The sequence below is a fragment of the Ruegeria sp. CG4 genome (genome assembly GCF_056537185.1).
This window is the reverse complement of record NZ_JBQFRB010000001.1, coordinates 840,247-857,106: the sequence shown is the minus strand read 5'-3', so window position 1 is coordinate 857,106 and position 16,860 is coordinate 840,247. Positions and strand designations below refer to the sequence as shown.

The window sequence follows — 16,860 nt, the reverse complement described above, 5'->3', positions numbered from 1 at the left end:
GTAGGCGAAAGAAATCATTCATAATTTTGTCACGATGCCTGTTGCGCCGACGTTGCGCGAGGCCTTGACGGTGCGGCCTTTCTCGTGTATAGGTTGTGTCATGCTAGAAGAAGTGAGCAACGGCCCCGGGGCAACCCGGTGGCCGTTTTTCGTTTCTCTCGTGCGGAAAAACTCTCGCATGAGGTCACAGGCAAACATGACTTTGATTACCCCGGAAGAGCGGATGTCCCAGACGGCGGAACTTTTACAGTCGCTTGAGACATCTATTCGCGGTTTGCGCCAAGCAGCGGAAGAACTGCGCAGGCAAATCGGAACCGGGGAGGATGCAGACCTTGCCGCGGCAGGCAAGCAACTTGGGCAGTTAGAGGGGCTGATCCGAAGTTGTCAGAAAGTGGAGACAAGCTTTGTCGAACAACATCACAGACAAGCCGGAATTGCCCAAGGGGGGTACGCGCTCGACCTTGAACGCGCTCGATTTGAAGTCGGGTGCAGGCTGGCTCGCCTCCGCGCCTGCTGCGGTTCGGGACCGATTTCTGAGTGAGATCGGGGAGGGGGGGCTGTGCGCCCTCCCTTTCCTGTTCGAGTTCTGGGCGTTGCCGCACCAACTGCCGCCCGAAGGCGACTGGCGGTCCTGGGTGATCATGGGCGGGCGCGGTGCAGGCAAGACGCGGGCTGGGGCCGAATGGGTGCGTTCGATGGTCGAGGGATCGAAGCCGTTGGACCGTGGTGAGGCCAGCAGGGTTGCGCTTGTGGGAGAGACGTTTGATCAGGTGCGTGATGTGATGATCTTTGGCGATAGCGGGATATTGCAGTGTTCGCCGCCGGATCGTCGACCTGTTTGGAAGGCATCGGAACGGAAACTGATCTGGCCCAATGGGGCCGAGGCGCAGGCTTTTTCGGCGCATGATCCGGAGGGGCTGCGTGGACCGCAGTTCGATGCGGCCTGGGTGGATGAGTTGGCCAAGTGGAAAAAGGCCGGGGAGACCTGGGATATGTTGCAATTTGCGCTGCGGTTGGGGGATCGGCCTCGGGTCTGCGTGACCACCACGCCGCGCAATGTGAAGGTTTTGAAGGACTTGCTGGCGTCTCCGCCCACCGTGCAGACCCACGCGCCGACCGAGGCGAACCGGGCCAATCTGGCGGACTCGTTTTTGGCCGAGGTGCGTGCGCGCTATGCGGGCACACGGCTGGGGCGGCAGGAGTTGGACGGGGTTCTGCTGTCGGATGCTGAAGGCGCGCTGTGGACGGGCTCGATGCTGGAGGCGGCACGGGTGGGCCGCGTGCCCGCGTTGGATCGCATCGTTGTGGCGCTGGACCCGGCGGTGACGGCGGGGGCGGATGCGGATGCTTGCGGGATCGTGGTGGTTGGCGCGCAGCTACAGGGGCCGCCCGAGGACTGGCGCGCCTATGTGCTGGCCGACCGGACGGTGCAGGGCGTTGGCCCGGCGGGCTGGGCGCGGGCGGCGATTGACGCCATGGATGAGTTCGGGGCCGAACGGCTGGTGGCCGAGGTCAATCAGGGCGGGCAGTTGGTGGAAGAGGTCGTGCGGCAGGTGGACCCTCTGGTCCCGTTCCGCGCAGTGCGGGCGTCGCGCGGCAAGGTCGCGCGGGCCGAACCTGTGGCGGCTTTGTACGAGCAGGGACGGGTGAGCCATGTGTCCGGGCTGGACGCGCTGGAGGAGCAGATGTGCCAGATGACCGCGCGCGGGTTCGAGGGGCAGGGGTCGCCGGATCGGGTCGACGCGCTGGTCTGGGCGTTGCATGAGTTGATTGTGGGGCCTGCGGGGGTGTATCGGCGGCCGCGGGTAAGGGCGTTGTGAGAGGTTGTTCCCTCCAAACCTAGATGCCGAACGACTGCAAGCATCCTGTTTTATTGATGCTGCGCAAGACGAAAAAGTCAGCTTTCGGGGACGCCTTTTTCGACACGATAGCGGAACTGGATATAACCGCTCGGGCAGGCGACCGCCTGAGCATCAGTAAGAGTGACGTCTCGGAGAGTTCTTCCAAATAGTGGCGTTCCATCACCGATCAGAATCGGCATTTGGGTTATGGTGATCTCGTCAAGTCGACCGAGGTTGATAAAATTCTGAATAGTCTTGCCGCCGTCGACATACGCACTCTGATAGCCTTCAGCCTCAAGCCTGTCCAAGAGTGCGGTCAGGTCGCCTGAATACAATTCGATTTTGTTTTTCAGATTGTCTGGCGGCGTTTGAACCGTTTTGCTTAGCACAACAATCTTTGTTGTTCCGTAGGGCCACTGATCGGGTGGCAGATCAAAGCTGCTGATCATTTCCATGCACTTGCGACCCATGATCATGCAATCGATGGTCGCAATGTAGGTCGCAAAGTCGATGTAGCCCTCGGCCATGCCGGCCTCCGGGTCTCCGGCGGTTTCGAGCCAGTCAACACTGCCATCGGCCCGGGCAATAAACCCGTCCGCGCTTGTTGCGATATAAGCGCTGCACTTCATGATGACCTCCTTGGTTTTCTAGTCAACTCAAAGGATGCTGGTTGTTATCTAACTTGATAGCAGACATTCGTTCCAACAGATATCTCGGCAGCTTCGTCCGCAACGAGGCAATTTGAACTCAATGCAAAGCTGGCGTGAAGCAGGCGGTTGAGGTGAGCGTTGCCAAACCCGCGTACGCTTCGTTCCCGAGGCTTAAACTTCTTTCCGTCATAACTCCTTTCAACAAGCCGGGCAGAGCGGCGGCAGAAAGGAGCACAGATGGTATTCGATTTCTTGCGTCGTGGATCGGCTGGCGAGGCACCCGAGGCGAAGGCGAGCGCAGCGGGGCCTGTGGTGGCGTGGCAGACAGGCGGGCGCGTGGCGTGGAGCCCTCGGGATGCGGTGTCGCTGACACGGACGGGGTTCTCGGGGAACCCGGTGGGGTTTCGCTCGGTCAAGTTGATTGCCGAGGCGGCCGCGGCATTGCCGTTGGTGCTGCAGGATCAGGCGCAGCGGTTTGATACTCATCCGATCCTGTCGCTGATGCGTCGTCCAAATGCGGCGCAGGGGCGGGCGGAGTTGATGGAGGCCTTGTTCGGGCAGTTGCTGCTGTCGGGCAATGCCTATGTCGAGGCGGTTCAGGCCGAGGAAGGCCTGCCTGTTGAGCTGCATGTGTTGCGCTCGGACCGCATGAGCGTGGTGCCGGGGGCAGATGGGTGGCCTAAGGCTTACGACTACGCCGTTGGCGGCAAGAAGCACCGGTTCGCGGCGGAAAATATATGTCATATCAAGTCGTTCCACCCGCAGGATGATCATTATGGGTTCTCGCCGATGCAGGCCGCGGCAATGGCGATTGATGTGCATAACAGTGCGTCGCGCTGGTCGAAATCGCTGCTGGATAACGCGGCGCGGCCTTCGGGGGCGCTGGTCTGGAAGGGCGGAGACGGCCACGGCGTGATGGCCGAAGATCAGTTCCGCCGCCTGAGCGACGAAATAGAGCAGAACTATCGCGGGGCGCGCAATGCTGGCCGACCGATGGTTCTGGAAGGGGGGCTGGATTGGAAACCGATGGGTTTCTCTCCGTCCGATATGGAGTTTCAAAAGACCAAGGAAGCCGCCGCCCGCGAGATCGCGCTGGCCTTTGGGGTCCCGCCGATGCTGCTGGGGATACAAGGCGACGCGACCTACTCGAACTATCAGGAGGCCAACCGGGCGTTTTATCGCCTGACCGTTCTGCCCCTGGTGACGCGGGTGGCGGCGGCGGTGTCGGAGTGGCTCTCGGGCTTTGCCGATGAGGATCTGATGTTGAAACCCGATCTGGATCAGGTGCCTGCATTGGCCGCCGAGCGTGATGCGCAGTGGGCGCGTGTCAGCCAGGCGGAGTTCCTGACGGACCGGGAAAAGCGGTCTTTGCTGGGTCTTCCGGTGCTGACGGAGGATGCGGATGACTGAGGGGTATCCACCGTTCGATTGCGCGCCTGGCCTGCGTCTGGCCGCACATGAGAGGGTGGCCGAAATCCAGCATGCGCATCTGTGCAGGCGGCTGGATCAGATTGAAGAGATGATGGAACGGCTGGAGCGTCGATTGTGGCTGACGGTTTACGGGGTGGCGGCGGTGATTCTCGCGCAGGCCTTTCAGTCACTTCTTGCTGTCACGCCATAAATTCAGTGAGTTGCGTGGAGAAGTTGATGGATTTAGAACGCAAAATCGCCAGGTTCGGAGACGGCTTGTCGGTGAACGAAGATGCGGTCATCGCGGGCTATGCCAGCCTATTCGGGCAGGTCGATCAGGGCAGCGATGTGGTGCAGCGCGGGGCGTATCGGGGCTCGCTTGACGGGCTGAAGGCTGCTGGGCAGCGGGTTAAGATGCTATGGCAGCATGATCCGGCGCAGCCCATCGGCGTCTGGGACGAAGTGCACGAGGATGATCGGGGCCTGTGGGTCAAGGGGCGCTTGCTAGAGGCCACGCAAAAGGGCCGTGAGGCGGCAGAGTTGATCCGGGCTGGAGCCATGGACGGACTGTCGATTGGTTATCGAACCAAGCGGGCTGTGAAGAATGAAAAGGGCCAGCGGGTCCTGACCGAACTGGAGCTGTGGGAGGTGTCGCTGGTGACCTTTCCGATGCTGCCCAGTGCGCGGGTGGCGGCAAAGGGAGAGACCCGAGATGCCGAGGATGCCCTGCGCAGTATTGCCGAGGCGTTTAACGATGCCCGGCAGGAGCTGGCGCGACCCTAGCGCGCCTCAAACCCACTCAAGAAATGGATGTGCTGATGAGCAAGACCGAGACCCCGGCCTTGACCGGAGAGGGTGCGCCCCTGGTTCAGGAGGTGAAGCAGGCGATGGCTGGCTTCGTAAGTGAATTCAAGGGCCTGAGAGCTGAAGTTAAAACAAAGCTGCAACAGACAGAAGAGCGACTTACCATGCTGGATCGTAAATCAACCATCGCGGCACGCCCGCATCTTGCGGCGTCCATTGAGGACGGTGCACCGCACCAGAAGGCGTTTGATGCCTATGTCCGTTCGGGCGATGACGGTGGCCTTCGCGGGCTGGAGATGGAGGCCAAATCGCTGTCCAGTGCGGTTAACAGTGATGGCGGTTATCTGGTCGACCCTCAGACCGCCGAGATCATCAAGTCGGTGCTGAAATCCACCGCCTCGATCCGGTCGATTGCCTCGGTGGTGAATGTCGAGGCGAACTCGTTCGATGTGCTGATCGACCACACCGATGTGGGTGCGGGCTGGGCGGATGAGACTTCGGCAGCGAGTGAAACGTCGACCCCGTCAATTGACCGGATTTCCATCGCCCTGCATGAACTGAGCGCGTTGCCCAAAGCCTCGCAACGACTGCTTGATGACAGCGCGTTTGATGTGGAAGGCTGGCTGGCCGGTCGCATTGCCGACAAGTTCGCACGGGCCGAGGCGGCAGCGTTCATCTCGGGCGATGGCGCGGACAAGCCCAAGGGTGTTCTGGATCATGCCAAGGTCGACAATGACGTCTGGACCTGGGGCAATCTGGGCTACGTGCCGACCGGTATTGATAGCGGTGTCGAGGCAGATTCAATTGTCGATGTGGTCTACGCCCTGGGCGCGCAGTACCGGGTCAACGGCACCTTTGTGATGAACTCGAAAACTGCCGGTCTGATCCGCAAGCTCAAGGACAGCGATGGCCGATTCCTGTGGTCGGACGGTCTGGCTGCTGGTGAACCCGCACGTCTGATGGGCTATCCGGTGTTGATTGCCGAAGACATGCCTGATGCGGCGAGTGACAGTTTCTCGATTGCCTTCGGTGACTTTCAGGCCGGTTACACCATTGCCGAACGCCCCGATCTGCGTGTGCTGCGGGATCCATTCAGTGCCAAGCCGCATGTCCTGTTCTACGCGACCAAGCGCGTTGGCGGCGATGTGAGCGATTTTGCTGCAATCAAGCTGGTGAAATTCGGCACCGCCTAAAGCGGGCTGAATCCGGGGGGCCTAGCGCCCCTCGGGCGGCGGGCGCGGGCCGGGGTGAGATCCCCCGCGTTGTCTAGCTGCTCCCCTCCGTCCGAGCAACGTGGGGCGGCGCGTGCCCGTCAATTTCCTGAAGTCGGCCCCGGTGGGGTCCGAGATTGCGGAGTGAATGGATGATGTTGATCGAAGAAACCGCCATCGCGGATGCGGCGCTGCCGGTGGATCAGTTCAAGGCGCATTTGCGGCTGGGCACGGGCTTTGCCGAGGGTGATGTGCAGGACGAGGTGCTGAAGGGATTTCTACGCGCGGCAATCGCGGCGATCGAGGCACGCACCGGCAAGGTTTTGATCGAACGGGATTTCTCGTGGAGCCTGAAAGGCTGGCGTGACCCAGCGGGCGAGGTTCTACCGGTGGCCCCAGTTGGATCGATCGGCGCTGTGACGCTGACAGATGCGGCAGGTGCCGAGACGGTGTTGGATGCAGCGGCCTATCGGTTGGAGAGCGACAGCCAGCGCCCACGGCTGCGACCAGCGGGCATGGCTTTGCCGATGGTTCGGACTGGGGGATCGGCAAAGATCGCCTTCACAGCCGGCATGGCAATAGATTGGGGCGGATTGCCCGCGGATCTGGGGCAGGCATTGTTGTTGCTGGCGGCCCACTATTATGAATACCGCGACGCGACGGCGCTGAGCGCTGGCTGCATGCCCTTTGGCGTGACCAGCCTGATCCAACGCTATCGAACGGTGCGCTTCGGCACGGGGGTGATGCAATGAACGTGCCGCGCCTGAACCGCAAGCTGGTGCTGGAAGCGCCGCTGCGCAGCGCCGATGGGGCTGGCGGCTATACCGAAACATGGGCCGCACTGGGCACCCTCTGGGCCGAGGTAACGGCACGCAGCGGAGCCGAGCGGCAGATTGCGGGCGTTTCCGTTTCGCGTGTCGGATACCGGATTGTGGTGCGCGGCGCGCCCGAAGGATCTTCGATGCGGCCCGCGCCGGACCAGCGGTTTAGGGAAGGTCAGCGCCGTTTTGTCATTCGCGCGGTAGCTGAGCGTGACTCGCGTGGCCAATACCTGACCTGTTTTGCAGACGAAGAGGTGGCGGCATGAGCTATGGCGTTTCAGCTGCGTTACAGGCGGCAGTGTTTCAACAACTCTCGGCGGATGCACAGGTCAGCACGCTGTCTGCAGATGCGATCTATGACGCAGTGCCTGCGGGGACAATGCCGCAGACCTATGTGACGCTGGGACCCGAGGAGGTGCGCGAAGCCTCGGACCGGTCTGGTGCGGGCGCAGTGCATCGCTTCACGGTTTCGGTAGTGTCCGAAGTGGCGGGCTTTGGCGCGGCCAAAACGCTGGCCGGTGCGGTGTGCGACGCGCTGGAGGGCGCGGCAATGAGTTTGGATCGCGGCCACCTGGTGGGGCTGTGGTTCGAGCGCGCCTCGGCCCGGCGCACGGGAACCGGTGGAACGATCCGCCAGATCGACCTGAGATTCCGCGCCCGCGTGGAAGACGACTAAGCAATCAACGGAGTGAGCATATGGCTGCCCAGAACGGAAAAGACCTGCTGGTCAAAGTGGACATGAACGGTACAGGTCTGTTCGAGACCATTGCGGGGCTGCGCGCCACGCGGATCAGCTTTAACGCAGAAAGCGTCGACGTCACCAGCCTTGAAAGCCAGGGGGGCTGGCGAGAGTTGCTGTCGGGCGCTGGGGTCAAATCGGCCTCGATCTCGGGCTCGGGGGTGTTCAAGGACACTGGAACGGACGAACGTGCACGCCAGCTGTTTTTTGACGGCGAGACTCCGAGGTTTCAGGTGATCATACCGGACTTTGGCATTGTAGAAGGACCCTTTCAGGTCACTGGCATCGAGTATGCCGGCTCGCACAATGGCGAGGCAACTTATGAAATGAGCCTGGCCAGCGCCGGTGCGATGAACTTTACGGCGCTCTGATGGCCAATCCGTGGACCGGTGAGGTGGCGTTGACCATCGATAGAGAGCAGCGGGTGCTCAAACTGACATTGGGTGCTTTGGCGGAACTGGAACAGGAACTGAAGACCGGGTCCCTGGTCGAGCTGGTGCAGCGATTTGAAGGTGGGGCCTATTCCAGTGGTGATGTTCTGGCCCTGATCGTGGCGGGGTTGCGGGGCGGTGGCGCCGATGTCACCCGCAACGATTTGATGCATGCCGAGATCGAGGGTGGCCCCATGGCCGGGGCAAAAGCTGCCGCCGAACTGTTGGCGCAGGCGTTCATGGTGCCGGAACAGGCATGAACGGGTTCGATTGGCCGGACCTGATGCGCGCGGGCCTTGTCGGGCTGCGCCTGACTCCCGAGCAATTCTGGCGCCTGACCCCGGCGGAACTGCGGCTGATGCTGGGGCAGGGTGGGGGCATGCCCGCGATGAACCGGGCCGGGTTGGACGCGCTGCTGGCGGCTTATCCGGACAAGAGGAAAGGAGAGCATGATGACGGATCGTGATGGGTTGGACGACCTGCAGGAACGTGGTGAGGCGCTGGGCGACGCGCTGGGCGATGCGGCCAGCATGGCAGCGGCCTTTGACGGCCAGATGAAGCGGATCAGCGCTGCCTTCGAAGAAACCGGCAAGGACGTTGCCACGCTGGAGCGCGGCATGTCCAGTGGTTTGCGCAAGGCATTCGACGGTGTGGTGCTGGACGGGATGAACCTGTCGGATGCGCTGGACGTACTGAAGAATTCGATGGTCCAGACTGCGTATGCGGCAGCAATCAAGCCGGTGACAGACCATTTCGGCGGCATGCTGGCGAACGGAATTGGGGGCCTGGTTCAGGGGCTGATGCCTTTTGCGGACGGGGGCAGTTTTTCTCAGGGCCGTGTGATGCCATTTGCCAATGGTGGAGTCGTCAGCGGACCGACGACGTTTCCGATGCGTGGCGGAACCGGCCTGATGGGCGAAGCAGGACCCGAGGCGATCATGCCTTTGGCGCGCGGCCCTGACGGAAAGTTGGGTGTTCGCACTTCGGGCGGGGGGCGGGCCGTAAATGTGGTGATGAACATATCCACGCCAGATGTTCAGGGCTTTCGCCGCTCGCAAAGCCAGATCGCGGCCCAGATGAGCCGCGCGCTGGGTCGCGGCAATCGCAACAGGTAAAACAGGGAGCAGGACATGAATTTTCACGAAGTGCGATTTCCGGCCAGCCTGAGTTTCGGCTCGGTCGGGGGGCCCGAGCGGCGCACGGATGTCGTGACGCTGGCCAACGGGTTCGAGGAACGCAACACTCCGTGGGCGCATTCGCGCCGCCGGTATGATGCCGGCCTGGGTATGAGGTCTCTGGACGATATCGAGACGCTGATCTCGTTTTTTGAGGCGCGCCAGGGACAGATGTACGGGTTTCGCTGGAAGGACTGGTCGGACTTCAAGTCCGGTGCGGCAACGGCGGAAACCGCGATGGCTGACCAGGTGATTGCGCGCGGCAACGGAACACAGACCGGGTTTCAGTTGATCAAGACTTACAATTCAGGTGGCTTTAGCTATGTCCGGCCGATCGTCAAACCTGTATTGGGAACCATTCAGGTTGCGGTTGAACAGGATCAGGTCCGCGAAGGTGTGGATTTTGAGGTCGACCTGAGCACGGGACTGATTACGTTTGCAGATCCGCCGGCCGAGCAGGTCGAGATCACCGCCGGTTTTGAGTTCGATGTGCCGGTCAGATTTGATACCGAAAAGATCCAGACCAGCGTTGCCAGCTTTCAGGCAGGCGATGTGCCGAACGTGCCGGTTGTTGAGGTACGCGTTTGATGAGCTGGGACGAACAGGGACTGCACGAGCATCTCAAAAGTGGACTGACTACCGTTTGTCGTTGTTGGGCCGTGTCGCGCAAGGACGGGCAAACTTACGGCTTTACCGACCATGACAGAGAGTTGCAGTTCGGCGGCTTGGCCTTCAAGGCAAGCAGCGGACTGACCGCAGCGGCGATCGAACAGGCCACCGGGTTGTCGATTGACAATACCGAGGCGATGGGCGCGCTTTCGGACGCGGCGATCCGAGAGGAGGATATCGAGGCCGGCCGTTTTGATGGAGCGGCGGTCTGGGCCTGGTTGGTGAACTGGGCAAATCCCCAACAGCGAAAGTTGCAGTTTCGCGGCTCGTTTGGCGAATTGCGGAGGGGCGGTGGAGCTTTTCATGCGGAGTTGCGTGGCCTTACCGATTTGCTGAACCGGCCTTTGGGGCGGATCTACCAAAAACCATGCACGGCCGTTCTGGGTGACAAATCCTGCCGGTTCAATGTGAACGCGCCGGGCTACTGGGCCGAAGCTGAAGTCGTAAGTGCCAAAGGTGGTGCTGCGTTGTTGCTGAAAGGGGCAGAACAGTACGGCGGTGGCTGGTTCGAGCGTGGCAGGCTGGACGTCATGTCCGGCAAGGCCGAAGGGCTTTGGGGATCCATCAAGCAGGACAAACAGATAACAGATGGACGTTCCGTCCAACTGTGGACCAGCATCGGCGGAGGATTGGCTGTCGGGGACAGGGTCAAGCTGACGGTGGGTTGCGACAAGAGCATGGGAACCTGCCGATTGAAATTCAATAACATGCTTAACTTTCAGGGGTTCCCTGACCTTCCCGGCGAAGATTGGGTCATGGCCGTGCCCAGGAAGAATAACCCCAATGCAGGGGGGAGCAGGCGGTGATGACCAGCAGAACGGAAATCGTAGACGAAGCGCGCAGTTGGCTGGGGACGCCTTATGTTCATCAGGCGTCGGTCAAAGGGGCCGGGGCGGATTGTCTCGGCCTGCTCAGAGGTGTCTGGCGCGCGGTTCTTGGGGCCGAGCCCGAAGCAGTGCCGGTCTATAGCATGGACTGGTCCGAACCGCAGGGCGAAGAACGCATGTGGGCTGCCGCAAGCCGACATCTGATTGAAAAAACGCCGGCCGAATTGGATGCGGGCGACGTTCTGTTGTTTCGGATGCGGGACACTGGTGTGGCCAAACATCTGGGAATTGTCTGCGAAACCGGGGACGTGCCGCGCTTTGTTCATGCCTATACCGGGCATGGCGTTGTTGAAAACACTCTGAGCGAGCCCTGGCGCCGTCGGGTTGTCGCCTGTTTCGCTTTTCCGATGGAGGACCTGTAAATGGCAACAATCCTACTTTCGGCAGCTGGCGCGGCAATTGGTGGGTCCATCGGCGGAACCGTCGCAGGGCTGTCCACAGCAATTATCGGCCGTGCTGTTGGGGCGACCCTTGGCCGTGTCATCGACCAGCGTCTGATGAGCCAATCGGTTATGGGCGGGGGCAGCGAGGTGGTCGAGACCGGACGGCTGGACCGGTTTCGTCTGACTGAAACCGGTGAAGGCGCGCCGGTCGCCACGGTCTTTGGCAGGATGCGTATTGGGGGTCAGTTGATCTGGGCCTCGGACTTTCTGGAAACACAAAGCACCAGCACAACAACGCAATCTTCCGGCGGTGGTGGCAAAGGGTCTCCGAAACCACCGGAAGTGACGACAACGACCCACAGCTACAGCTACTCCGTTTCGCTGGCCATCGCTTTGGGCGCAGGCGAAATCTCGGATGTCCCGCGAATTTGGGCCGATGGCGAGGAACTGGAACGATCAGGTCTGAACATGCGGGTGTATCGCGGCACTTCGTATCAACTGCCGGACCCCCTGATCGAAGCCGTTGAAGGTGCAGGAAATGTGCCGGCCTATCGGGGCACGGCTTATGTGGTGATTGAGGACCTGCAATTGGCACAGTTCGGCAATCGGGTGCCGCAATTCTCTTTCGAAGTTGTTCGGCTCGAGCAGCCTGGGATGCCCGGCTATCACGATGATCTGTCGCGGAACATTCGTGGCGTGGCGCTGATGCCGGGGACGGGTGAATACTCGCTGGCAAGTACTCAGGTCAACTATTCACGTTGGATCGGGCAAAGCTGGGCCGCCAACGTCAACTCAAAATCAGGCCTGCCGGACCTGATCACGTCCACCCGGGCCCTGGCCCACGAAGTACCGGGGTGCAGCGCGGCATCGTTGATCGTGTCCTGGTTCGGGAATGATATTCGATGCGGGCAATGCCAGATCACACCGAAAGTGCTGCACAAGGAAATCGAAGGCGAGAATATGCCGTGGCAGGTTGCAGGCCTGAACCGGGCGGCGGCGCAGAGCGTGAAGTATCAGAATGGTCGACCGGTCTATGGGGCCACACCAGCGGATGCTTCGGTGGTGCAAGCAATCCAACACCTTAGGAACTCTGGTAAACGGGTGATGTTCTATCCGTTTATTCTGATGGATCAGTTACAGGGCAATGGTCTTCCGGACCCGTGGTCGGATGCGCCGCATCAGCCCCATTTGCCCTGGCGCGGGCGTATCACGTTGAACGAAGCGCCGGGACGGTCCGGGTCTGCGGACGGGACGGCGTGGGCGGATGCGCAGGTCGCGAACTTCTTTGGGCAGGCAAAGGCCGGCGACTTCGCGATTGGTAACGGGACGGTTTCTTACAGTGGACCGCAGGACTGGGGTCTCTGCCGTTTCATTCTGCATTATGCCGCACTATGCAAGGCCGCCGGCGGGGTCGAGTCCTTTTGCATCAGTTCCGAAATGCGCGGCCTGACTCAGATCCGGGGTCAGAACGGGTTTCCGGCTGTGGCTCGCCTTCGCGCCCTTGCCGCTGAAGTTCGTCAGATTCTGGGCGCGGGCACCAAAATCGGCTATGCCGCAGACTGGTCCGAGTATTTTGGCTATCAACCTGCCGATGGAAGCGGAGACCGGTATTTTCACCTCGATCCGTTGTGGGCTGATGTAAACATCGATTTTGTAGGGATCGACAACTACATGCCGCTGTCCGATTGGCGCGACGGCGAAAACCATCTGGACGCCAGTGACGGGGCCAAAGCGATCTATGATCTGAAGTACCTGCGCGGCAACGTCGAAGGCGGCGAGGGCTATGACTGGTATTACGCCTCGCCCGAAGAAGCTGAAGCTCAGATCAGGACCCCGATTGAGGACAGCGATCACAACGAACCCTGGATCTGGCGTTACAAGGACTTGCGCAACTGGTGGGTGCGTCATCATCATGAACGGATTGGTGGGGTGCGGCAGCCGAACCCGACGGATTGGGTGCCCGGGTCCAAACCGATCTGGTTTACTGAGCTCGGCTGCGCCGCCATCGACAAGGGTACAAATCAGCCCAACAAATTCCTGGACCCCAAATCTTCGGAGTCAAAATTCCCGAAGTATTCCAATGGCCTGAGAGACGACTTTATGCAGGTTCAGTATCTAAAGGCGGTACTGAGCTATTGGTCCGATCCCGATGTGAACCCGGTTTCGGATGTCTACGGCGGGCGCATGGTTGACCTTTGGAATACCTACATCTGGGCCTGGGATGCCCGCCCGTTTCCGACCTTTCCGAACCTGCGCAGCCAATGGAGCGACGGTGAGAACTATCCCCGGGGTCATTGGGTGAATGGTCGGTCCGGCTCGCGGACACTTGCATCCGTCGTGACAGAAATCTGTTATGGAGCCGGTGTTCGCGAGATCGATGTGTCCGAGCTATATGGCGTCGTGCGCGGTTACGCGGTCGAAGATGTTTCCGATGCGCGTTCCGCACTGCAGCCCCTGATGTTGCGCTACGGTTTTGATGCAATCGAGCGTGACGGCTTGCTTGTATTCCGGATGCGGGACGGCCGGCGGCCTGTTGATCTGTCATCTGATCAATTGGCGCAGAGTGAAGAGGTTACCGGAGACATTGAGCATCGCCGCGAAGCCGAGGCTGAAATGACCGGCCGTGTTCGACTGCGATTTGTGCAGTCCGATGCCGATCACGATGTTGTCGCCGAGGAGGCGATCCTGCCCGATGACAGCACCCATTCCGTTTCGGTCAACGAGATGCCCCTGTCAATGACGCGGGCCGAGGGACGCCAGACCGCCGAACGATGGCTGAGCGAAGCGCGCGTGTCGCGTGAGACAGCCCGCTTTGCGCTACCGCCTTCGATGATGCATCTGGGGGCGGGCGATGTCGTCCGGTTGCCCTCGAACGGACAGGGCGCGCTGTACCGGATCGACCGGCTGGAACAGGCGGAGCTTCAGATTGTGGTTGCGGTACGGGTCGAACCGGGCGTCTACACGCCGTCTGATTTGCCTGATGATAAGGTAACTGAAAAACCCCATGTCGCTCCGGTACCGGTTCTGCCGGTGTTCATGGATCTGCCATTGCTTACAGGATCCGAGGTGCCACACGCCCCATATCTGGCCGTTTCCGCGAAACCGTGGCCGGGAAATGTAGCAGTCTATTCGGCGTCGGATGATGAAGGTTACGCTTTGAGCGGTCTGATCCCGGGGCAGGCGATTATCGGAGTGACCGAAAGCCCCTTGATGCGGGCCACCCCGGGTATGTGGGACGAGGGTGCGCCACTGCGGGTCAAGTTGATCGACGGGGTGTTGGAATCGCGGCCGCGTCAGGCATTGCTCAATGGTGCGAATTTGGCGGCAATTGGTGACGGCACACCGGGGAACTGGGAGGTTTTTCAGTTCGCGACGGCAGATATGCAGGAGGTCGACACATATGCGCTTTCTGGACGGTTGCGTGGGCAGGTGGGAACCGACGCCCTAATGCCGGACGCCTGGCCGGAGGGATCTTTGTTCGTGATGCTGAACGATCATATTTACCAGACCAGCCTGTCACGATCAGAGCGCCGGGTCGCCAGACATTATCGCATCGGGCCCGCAACACGGGGGCATGACGACGCGTCTTTTGTGCATCAGATTCAGGCTTTCGACGGAAACGGTTTGCGGCCATATGCACCTGCGCATCTCAAAGCAGCCCAATCCGAAGGCGGTGACTTGATCTCGTGGGTGCGGCGCACACGTATTGATGGCGATGACTGGTCAGGGCTGGATGTGCCGCTGGGTGAGGAAAGCGAATCTTATCTGGTTCGGGTTCGGTCCGGCGCTGCGGTCTTGCGGGAAGACCTGACCGACACTCCGCAGTGGCACTATTCCGCGGTAATGAAATCAACCGACGGCGTCAGCGGCCCATATAGTGTCGAGGTGGCGCAAGTCTCGGCCGTTTTCGGCGCGGGCTTGTTTGCCAGGCTTCTGGTCGGATAGGCAAATCCGTGCGTCCTGTTCTTCACGGGGATGTCAGTGCTGCGGCGCGGGCCTTGTTGGCCGCGCCGCAGTGGGAGCGTCAGAAACTGTGCGCCCTGATGATCGCCGAGGCTGAGCTGGCCGATCAACATGTCAGGCGAACCGGCGATCTGCATCCGATGTTCGGCAACGGATCGTTGATGGCCGCTGCGCGCAGCCGTCGGCTGGCGGATGAACCGGACTTTGGAGATATTCAATACTGCCAGTGCTTTGAGATGGTTCTGAGCCAACTGATCCGTTTTCTGGTTAGCCGGACGCACAGCTGACACATTTTCCAGCCGCCGGATCAAGGTCCAGCCGCCCGCGCGGGATTTCATCGCCGCAATCCTCGCAATACCCGAACTCACCATCGCCGATCCGTGTCAGGGCGGCTTGCAATCGGCGGGCCTCAAGATCCCGGTTTGCTTGCTGGGCCTTGGCCATGGCCTGATTTTGCAGCGCATCCATTCGGCTGAGGCGCCCCACGGCCTGTTGATCCAACTGAACAATCGCCTGGGCGTCTTTGCCCGCCTCTGATTGCGCGGCCAGTTCGCGCAATCGGTCGCGAATCTGTGTTTCGAAATCGGCCAGTTCGGACTCATTCATTTTCGTTGTACTGCGGATCAAGGGTTTGCGTTTGGTGTTTTTACAACTAAATGGCATTCTAGGCGCAGCAAGGGATCAATAGCTATGTTTGAAACGCGCACCAAAGTGAGAAACATGGATCCGGTCTGGGATCGGATCACGGCCGAGGCGCACGCGGCTGTCGAAAAAGAGCCATTGATGGGCGGGTTGGTGCACGCATGTATCCTCCATCACCGCAGCCTTGAACGTGCGCTGTCGTATCGGGTGGCGGCCAAGCTGTGCTCGAACGAGATGTCGATGATGGTTCTGCGCGAGATCGTGGACGAGGCCTATGCCGACGACCACGGATTGATAGAAGCAGCGCGGGCAGACCTGATGGCCGTCTACGAACGCGACCCGGCCTGCCACCGGCTGTTGCAGCCCATTCTGTATTTCAAAGGCTACCAGGCAATGCAGGCCTATCGTGTCGCGCATTGGCTGTGGCGCAAGGGCCGTCATGACTTGGCTTATTTCTTCCAGATGCGTTCGTCCGAGATTTTTGGGATCGACATTCACCCGGCCGCGCAGATCGGAAAAGGCATCATGATCGATCACGCACACTCCATCGTGATCGGGGAAACCGCCGTTGTCGGTGATAACGTCTCGATGCTGCATTCTGTGACGCTTGGTGGAACCGGCAAAGAAGAAGAACAGCGCCATCCGAAGATCGGAAACGGTGTTCTGATTGGGGCCGGGGCCAAAGTGCTTGGCAATATCAAGGTCGGTAACTGCAGTCGCATAGCCGCCGGATCGGTGGTGCTGCAGGAGGTTCCGCCTTGCAAGACCGTGGCGGGCATTCCTGCCAAGATCGTGGGTGAGGCGGGCTGTGATCAGCCGTCGATTTCGATGGACCACATGCTGGGCAAAGACCAGTAAGGCAAATCAGTTCGAGCGGTTGTTCATTTTCTCCGACCGCTCGCACCTTCTTTCTTCCCATCGCTTCTTGCGCTCTTTGATCAAACTATCGCGCCGTTTTCTGTCTTGCGAATGCAGCAGGATCAGATGAACTGAAACGGGAATTTTCGCGCGGATAGTTGTTGGGCTTGGCCCTTAATGGCGCTGGAAGTGCTGTCGCCAGCAAAAATGAGCATCAGCAAAATTCTGACTGATTTCGCAGAGGTCATTGCACTCCGACAGGTAAAGGAGCCATGCGCAATGAGATGCGAGACGCCGATCTTTCTGAACAAAGCCGATGGTGATCTCGCCCTCTCACATCCTGAACAAGGGGCAAAGCCTCGCCGGATCAAGGATG

General features: G+C 60.3%; 20 protein-coding genes. 18 read left to right on the top strand and 2 right to left on the bottom strand.

The annotated features are described in order from the left end of the window. The first annotated feature begins 533 nt into the window (after positions 1-533). A complete protein-coding gene (locus tag ACR0J2_RS04250) occupies positions 534-1,820 on the top strand; it encodes a DNA-packaging protein (protein ID WP_480812028.1) in 1,287 nt (428 codons plus the stop codon). A 77-nt stretch (positions 1,821-1,897) separates the two neighbouring features. On the opposite strand, the gene ACR0J2_RS04245 is transcribed toward ACR0J2_RS04250, so the two are convergent. Continuing rightward, positions 1,898-2,470 (bottom strand): dihydrofolate reductase family protein, encoded by a 573-nt coding sequence (locus ACR0J2_RS04245; protein WP_480811756.1) that lies wholly within the window; start codon positions 2,468-2,470, stop codon positions 1,898-1,900. Between the two features lie 258 nt (positions 2,471-2,728). On the opposite strand from ACR0J2_RS04245, the gene ACR0J2_RS04240 reads away from it, so the two are divergent. The 16 genes from ACR0J2_RS04240 (at position 2,729) to ACR0J2_RS04165 (ending at position 15,271) form a co-directional block, all read left to right on the top strand. Next, positions 2,729-3,901, top strand: coding sequence for a phage portal protein (locus ACR0J2_RS04240; RefSeq protein ID WP_480811755.1), 1,173 nt, complete (start codon positions 2,729-2,731; stop codon positions 3,899-3,901). After that, entirely contained in the window at positions 3,894-4,112 is a 219-nt protein-coding gene (locus tag ACR0J2_RS04235; RefSeq protein ID WP_170824607.1) for a GTA head formation protein, RCAP_rcc01685 family, read from the top strand. Before ACR0J2_RS04240 ends, ACR0J2_RS04235 begins: the two co-directional genes overlap by 8 nt. 26 nt (positions 4,113-4,138) lie before the next feature. Then, complete coding sequence (locus tag ACR0J2_RS04230; protein ID WP_480811754.1) at positions 4,139-4,684, top strand: HK97 family phage prohead protease; 546 nt, start codon at positions 4,139-4,141, stop codon at positions 4,682-4,684. Positions 4,685-4,719: 35 nt separating this feature from the next. Further along, on the top strand, positions 4,720-5,898 hold the full coding sequence (locus ACR0J2_RS04225) for a phage major capsid protein (protein ID WP_480811753.1): 1,179 nt from the start codon (positions 4,720-4,722) through the stop codon (positions 5,896-5,898). Between the two features lie 170 nt (positions 5,899-6,068). Continuing rightward, positions 6,069-6,668: a head-tail connector protein gene (locus ACR0J2_RS04220; protein ID WP_170805484.1), complete on the top strand. Its 600-nt coding sequence runs from the start codon at positions 6,069-6,071 to the stop codon at positions 6,666-6,668. Continuing rightward, positions 6,665-7,003, top strand: a complete 339-nt coding sequence (locus tag ACR0J2_RS04215; RefSeq protein ID WP_480811752.1) for a phage head closure protein — start codon at positions 6,665-6,667, stop codon at positions 7,001-7,003. The genes ACR0J2_RS04220 and ACR0J2_RS04215 overlap by 4 nt, the downstream gene beginning before the upstream one ends. Beyond that, complete coding sequence (locus ACR0J2_RS04210; protein WP_480811751.1) at positions 7,000-7,413, top strand: DUF3168 domain-containing protein; 414 nt, start codon at positions 7,000-7,002, stop codon at positions 7,411-7,413. The genes ACR0J2_RS04215 and ACR0J2_RS04210 overlap by 4 nt, the downstream gene beginning before the upstream one ends. 20 nt (positions 7,414-7,433) lie before the next feature. Beyond that, positions 7,434-7,847 carry a phage major tail protein, TP901-1 family gene (locus ACR0J2_RS04205; protein WP_170805487.1) on the top strand — a complete coding sequence of 138 codons (414 nt, stop codon included), beginning with the start codon at positions 7,434-7,436 and terminating at the stop codon, positions 7,845-7,847. Further along, positions 7,847-8,167, top strand: coding sequence for a gene transfer agent family protein (locus ACR0J2_RS04200; protein ID WP_480811750.1), 321 nt, complete (start codon positions 7,847-7,849; stop codon positions 8,165-8,167). The genes ACR0J2_RS04205 and ACR0J2_RS04200 overlap by 1 nt, the downstream gene beginning before the upstream one ends. Beyond that, positions 8,164-8,373, top strand: coding sequence for a rcc01693 family protein (locus ACR0J2_RS04195; RefSeq protein ID WP_480811749.1), 210 nt, complete (start codon positions 8,164-8,166; stop codon positions 8,371-8,373). Before ACR0J2_RS04200 ends, ACR0J2_RS04195 begins: the two co-directional genes overlap by 4 nt. Beyond that, positions 8,360-9,022, top strand: a complete 663-nt coding sequence (locus ACR0J2_RS04190) for a phage tail tape measure protein (protein WP_480811748.1) — start codon at positions 8,360-8,362, stop codon at positions 9,020-9,022. The genes ACR0J2_RS04195 and ACR0J2_RS04190 overlap by 14 nt, the downstream gene beginning before the upstream one ends. A 15-nt stretch (positions 9,023-9,037) precedes the next feature. Continuing rightward, positions 9,038-9,670, top strand: a complete 633-nt coding sequence (locus ACR0J2_RS04185; protein ID WP_480811747.1) for a phage distal tail protein, Rcc01695 family — start codon at positions 9,038-9,040, stop codon at positions 9,668-9,670. Beyond that, positions 9,670-10,557, top strand: coding sequence for a DUF2163 domain-containing protein (locus ACR0J2_RS04180; protein ID WP_480811746.1), 888 nt, complete (start codon positions 9,670-9,672; stop codon positions 10,555-10,557). Before ACR0J2_RS04185 ends, ACR0J2_RS04180 begins: the two co-directional genes overlap by 1 nt. Further along, the gene (locus ACR0J2_RS04175; RefSeq protein ID WP_170805493.1) at positions 10,557-11,000 is read left to right on the top strand and encodes an NlpC/P60 family protein; all 444 of its coding nucleotides are present in this window, start codon (positions 10,557-10,559) and stop codon (positions 10,998-11,000) included. The genes ACR0J2_RS04180 and ACR0J2_RS04175 overlap by 1 nt, the downstream gene beginning before the upstream one ends. Beyond that, positions 11,001-14,966 carry a baseplate multidomain protein megatron gene (locus ACR0J2_RS04170; protein ID WP_480811745.1) on the top strand — a complete coding sequence of 1,322 codons (3,966 nt, stop codon included), beginning with the start codon at positions 11,001-11,003 and terminating at the stop codon, positions 14,964-14,966. It abuts the gene before it with no gap. A gap of 8 nt (positions 14,967-14,974) precedes the next feature. Continuing rightward, positions 14,975-15,271, top strand: coding sequence for a DUF7742 family protein (locus ACR0J2_RS04165; protein ID WP_480811744.1), 297 nt, complete (start codon positions 14,975-14,977; stop codon positions 15,269-15,271). On the opposite strand, the gene ACR0J2_RS04160 is transcribed toward ACR0J2_RS04165, so the two are convergent. Next, positions 15,252-15,590: a TraR/DksA C4-type zinc finger protein gene (locus ACR0J2_RS04160; protein WP_170619146.1), complete on the bottom strand. Its 339-nt coding sequence runs from the start codon at positions 15,588-15,590 to the stop codon at positions 15,252-15,254. The two genes, ACR0J2_RS04165 and ACR0J2_RS04160, sit on opposite strands and share 20 nt — an antisense overlap. Before the next feature lie 84 nt (positions 15,591-15,674). Here ACR0J2_RS04160 and cysE point away from each other — a divergent pair, with 84 nt between their 5' ends. After that, positions 15,675-16,484: a serine O-acetyltransferase gene (gene cysE / locus ACR0J2_RS04155; RefSeq protein WP_170610280.1), complete on the top strand. Its 810-nt coding sequence runs from the start codon at positions 15,675-15,677 to the stop codon at positions 16,482-16,484. Positions 16,485-16,860 lie beyond the last annotated feature (376 nt).

Bases quoted from the DNA above. Each gene is read 5' to 3' on its own strand.
- ACR0J2_RS04220 (WP_170805484.1), top strand. From the start codon at position 6,069: ATGATGTTGATCGAAGAAACCGCCATCGCGGATGCGGCGCTGCCGGTG.
- ACR0J2_RS04205 (WP_170805487.1), top strand. From the start codon at position 7,434: ATGGCTGCCCAGAACGGAAAAGACCTGCTGGTCAAAGTGGACATGAAC.
- ACR0J2_RS04195 (WP_480811749.1), top strand. From the start codon at position 8,164: ATGAACGGGTTCGATTGGCCGGACCTGATGCGCGCGGGCCTTGTCGGG.
- ACR0J2_RS04170 (WP_480811745.1), top strand. From the start codon at position 11,001: ATGGCAACAATCCTACTTTCGGCAGCTGGCGCGGCAATTGGTGGGTCC.
- ACR0J2_RS04235 (WP_170824607.1), top strand. From the start codon at position 3,894: ATGACTGAGGGGTATCCACCGTTCGATTGCGCGCCTGGCCTGCGTCTG.
- ACR0J2_RS04210 (WP_480811751.1), top strand. From the start codon at position 7,000: ATGAGCTATGGCGTTTCAGCTGCGTTACAGGCGGCAGTGTTTCAACAA.
- cysE (WP_170610280.1), top strand. From the start codon at position 15,675: ATGTTTGAAACGCGCACCAAAGTGAGAAACATGGATCCGGTCTGGGAT.
- ACR0J2_RS04200 (WP_480811750.1), top strand. From the start codon at position 7,847: ATGGCCAATCCGTGGACCGGTGAGGTGGCGTTGACCATCGATAGAGAG.
- ACR0J2_RS04160 (WP_170619146.1), bottom strand. From the start codon at position 15,590: ATGAATGAGTCCGAACTGGCCGATTTCGAAACACAGATTCGCGACCGA.
- ACR0J2_RS04215 (WP_480811752.1), top strand. From the start codon at position 6,665: ATGAACGTGCCGCGCCTGAACCGCAAGCTGGTGCTGGAAGCGCCGCTG.
- ACR0J2_RS04245 (WP_480811756.1), bottom strand. From the start codon at position 2,470: ATGAAGTGCAGCGCTTATATCGCAACAAGCGCGGACGGGTTTATTGCC.
- ACR0J2_RS04185 (WP_480811747.1), top strand. From the start codon at position 9,038: ATGAATTTTCACGAAGTGCGATTTCCGGCCAGCCTGAGTTTCGGCTCG.
- ACR0J2_RS04175 (WP_170805493.1), top strand. From the start codon at position 10,557: ATGACCAGCAGAACGGAAATCGTAGACGAAGCGCGCAGTTGGCTGGGG.
- ACR0J2_RS04240 (WP_480811755.1), top strand. From the start codon at position 2,729: ATGGTATTCGATTTCTTGCGTCGTGGATCGGCTGGCGAGGCACCCGAG.
- ACR0J2_RS04190 (WP_480811748.1), top strand. From the start codon at position 8,360: ATGACGGATCGTGATGGGTTGGACGACCTGCAGGAACGTGGTGAGGCG.
- ACR0J2_RS04230 (WP_480811754.1), top strand. From the start codon at position 4,139: ATGGATTTAGAACGCAAAATCGCCAGGTTCGGAGACGGCTTGTCGGTG.
- ACR0J2_RS04180 (WP_480811746.1), top strand. From the start codon at position 9,670: ATGAGCTGGGACGAACAGGGACTGCACGAGCATCTCAAAAGTGGACTG.
- ACR0J2_RS04225 (WP_480811753.1), top strand. From the start codon at position 4,720: ATGAGCAAGACCGAGACCCCGGCCTTGACCGGAGAGGGTGCGCCCCTG.